This is a genomic window from Alkalibacterium sp. m-11, from assembly GCF_054658155.1.
In genome coordinates, this window is record NZ_BAAGIR010000213.1 from 1 (window position 1) to 2,385 (window position 2,385).

Genomic DNA, 2,385 nt, shown 5'->3' on the forward strand with positions numbered 1-2,385 from the left:
TCATTTTTGTATTATACTTATCCATGCTTAGATCCTTTGTATTGGTCTTGGATAAGTCATCCAAGTACTAGTATAAAGGATTTTTTTATGTCATGGAACAGTTAAATTTTTAATGCAACACTAGTGATAAGAGATGAAAGAGAATTAATTCGAGAATAGATAAGGCTGGGACAAAAGCTTTATGTATCTGAATTGTATTCGAGCAATCGCAAATAGAAGAATAAAATGCATTCCCCACTATGTTCCTAAAACAAGGAAACGAAATGGGAATGCATTTTTTATTACAGACTCATATAAATTTACTTAATTGTACTATAGATTCCTTAGTATCGATCTAGCTGCATCCAGGTTCATATGTGGCGCCTGTTTCAGCAAATCAGCTACCTTCTGGACCTGTTCTCCTTTAGCTCCCGCACTGATGGCAAGAGACCGGGCATGCAGTCCCATGTGGCCTTTCTGTATACCGTCAGTAACCAAGGCTCGAACAGCTGCAAAGTTCTGAGCCAGTCCAACTGAAGCCAGGATACCGGCCAGTTCATTGACGTTTGGATGGCCTAGGATAGTGTGCGACAACTGAGCGGCCGGATGAATCGAAATAGCGCCGCCTACTGTCCCTATTGGTAGAGGCAGAGTGAGTGAACCGACCAGATCGCCTTGTTCACTCTTGCCCCACGTTGTCAGCGACCGGTACTGCCCGCTTCGACTCGCATAGGCATGGACGCTAGCTTCGACTGCGCGCCAGTCGTTTCCTGTGGCGACAACCACAGCGTCCACCCCATTCATGATGCCTTTATTGTGAGTCACGGCACGATATGGATCTATCGTCGCTACCTGAGTGGCTTCAATGATGCGGTCTCTGACTTCTTCACCAGTGTATTTTCCGGTCTTTAACGCGTGTGCCGGGATGACACATTGAGAAGTCGCCAGGCTTTCTGTCGCATAATTGGAAAGGATGCGAAGCAGGGCAGTCCCGCCAGTCAGTTCTTCAATATAAGGAGCAATGCCTTCCATCATCGTGTTAATGATATTGGCCCCCATAGCTTCTTTCGTATCGATATGCAGATGAACAGAAAGGAAAGCAGGGAATCCCGTCTGATCTGTTTCTTCAAGAATACGCACAGTCAAATCTCGGGCTCCACCTCCTCGTTTAACGATAGAGGGATGAGCTTCATTTGCTCGATCTAGAATGGCCTGTTTTGCATTCAGGACGATTTCTCTGGCCTCAGCCATGTTGCCGACGTGCTTTAAGGTCACCTGACCGATGACTTGTCTGTCAGGAACATTCGTTGAAAAGCCGCCTCCGGTACTGATGATTTTAGCCGCAAAACTGGCAGCTGCTATAACGGACGGCTCTTCAATAGCCATAGGAATTACTTTGTTTGTGCCATCAATGACGAAATTCATGGCAACCCCTAGAGGAAGGGAATAATTACCCAGATGGTTCTCGATCATATTGCTGCCTGTTTCAAGGTTCAGATCCAGATTATTTGATAAAAGCGTCTGTCTATCTTCATCTGAAATGACACCCGCTTCAAAAAGTGCACTGATTTTTTTTTCATGTGTTTTTTTATAAAATTTGCTCAGTTTAGTTGTATCCATTACACCGGTTCCTTCCTGATTCTCTCCTAACCATTATGAACGAATTTATCTTAAAAGAAAAGGAAGGACTGCTTAAGATTGAAAAGTTGTTTACAAAGTAGGCAAAATCTAGTATACTCTTACTAGTAATGACCCAATAACGGTTCTTTAGCTCAGTTGGGAGAGCACTACCTCGACAAGGTAGGGGTCACTGGTTCGAGCCCAGTAAGGACCATAAGAGATTTGTATCGGATGATCTGCACAACTAGTGTGCAGGTCTTTTTTTTATATGGTAGGGTTCAACTGACGATAGGTGTCCGCGACTTCTTTTGCATTATTTGCTTAGTGCCAGACCACTCGATGGCTCCCGTTACCCTAATTTCATCTCTAATGATGATTTTTGAATGTCGCAAGATTTTCATGTAAGGTAAATTTAGATCTTGTGACAAACTCAAGAGAAAAGATCTGGTGAGTGAGTTCTAAGGTGCGTCTTGCAACCAACTCGAGATGAAAAGAGCCAGTGAGTGAGTTCTAAGACGCATCTTGCGACCAACTCGAGATGAAATGATCTGGTGAGTGGGTTATAAGATGCGTCTTGCGACCAACTCGAGATGAACAGAGCCAGTGAGTGGGTTCTAAGAAGCGTCTTGCGACCAACTCAAGATGAACGGAGCCAGTGAGTGTAGAAAAGCATTCTATACCGATAAAAAAGAGGCGAAAAAAGGCAATGTGATCCAGCAGACGTGAATACACTGCTGGATCACATTGCTTTTTTTCTTGTCAAATGTCTCCAGCAAAGGTAAAATA

The 2,385-nt window shown here is 43.9% G+C and carries 1 protein-coding gene and 1 tRNA gene; one reads left to right on the forward strand and one right to left on the reverse strand.

Translation table 11 applies throughout. The annotated features are described in order from the left end of the window. Positions 1 to 312: 312 nt before the first annotated feature. Entirely contained in the window at positions 313 to 1,599 is a 1,287-nt protein-coding gene (locus tag ACYQ2O_RS11735) for a hydroxymethylglutaryl-CoA reductase, degradative (RefSeq protein WP_459796672.1), read from the reverse strand. A gap of 141 nt (positions 1,600 to 1,740) precedes the next feature. On the opposite strand from ACYQ2O_RS11735, the gene ACYQ2O_RS11740 reads away from it, so the two are divergent. After that, positions 1,741 to 1,813, forward strand: a tRNA-Val gene (locus ACYQ2O_RS11740). Positions 1,814 to 2,385: the final 572 nt, after the last annotated feature.

Bases quoted from the DNA above. Each gene is read 5' to 3' on its own strand.
- ACYQ2O_RS11735 (WP_459796672.1), bottom strand. From the start codon at position 1,599: ATGGATACAACTAAACTGAGCAAATTTTATAAAAAAACACATGAAAAA.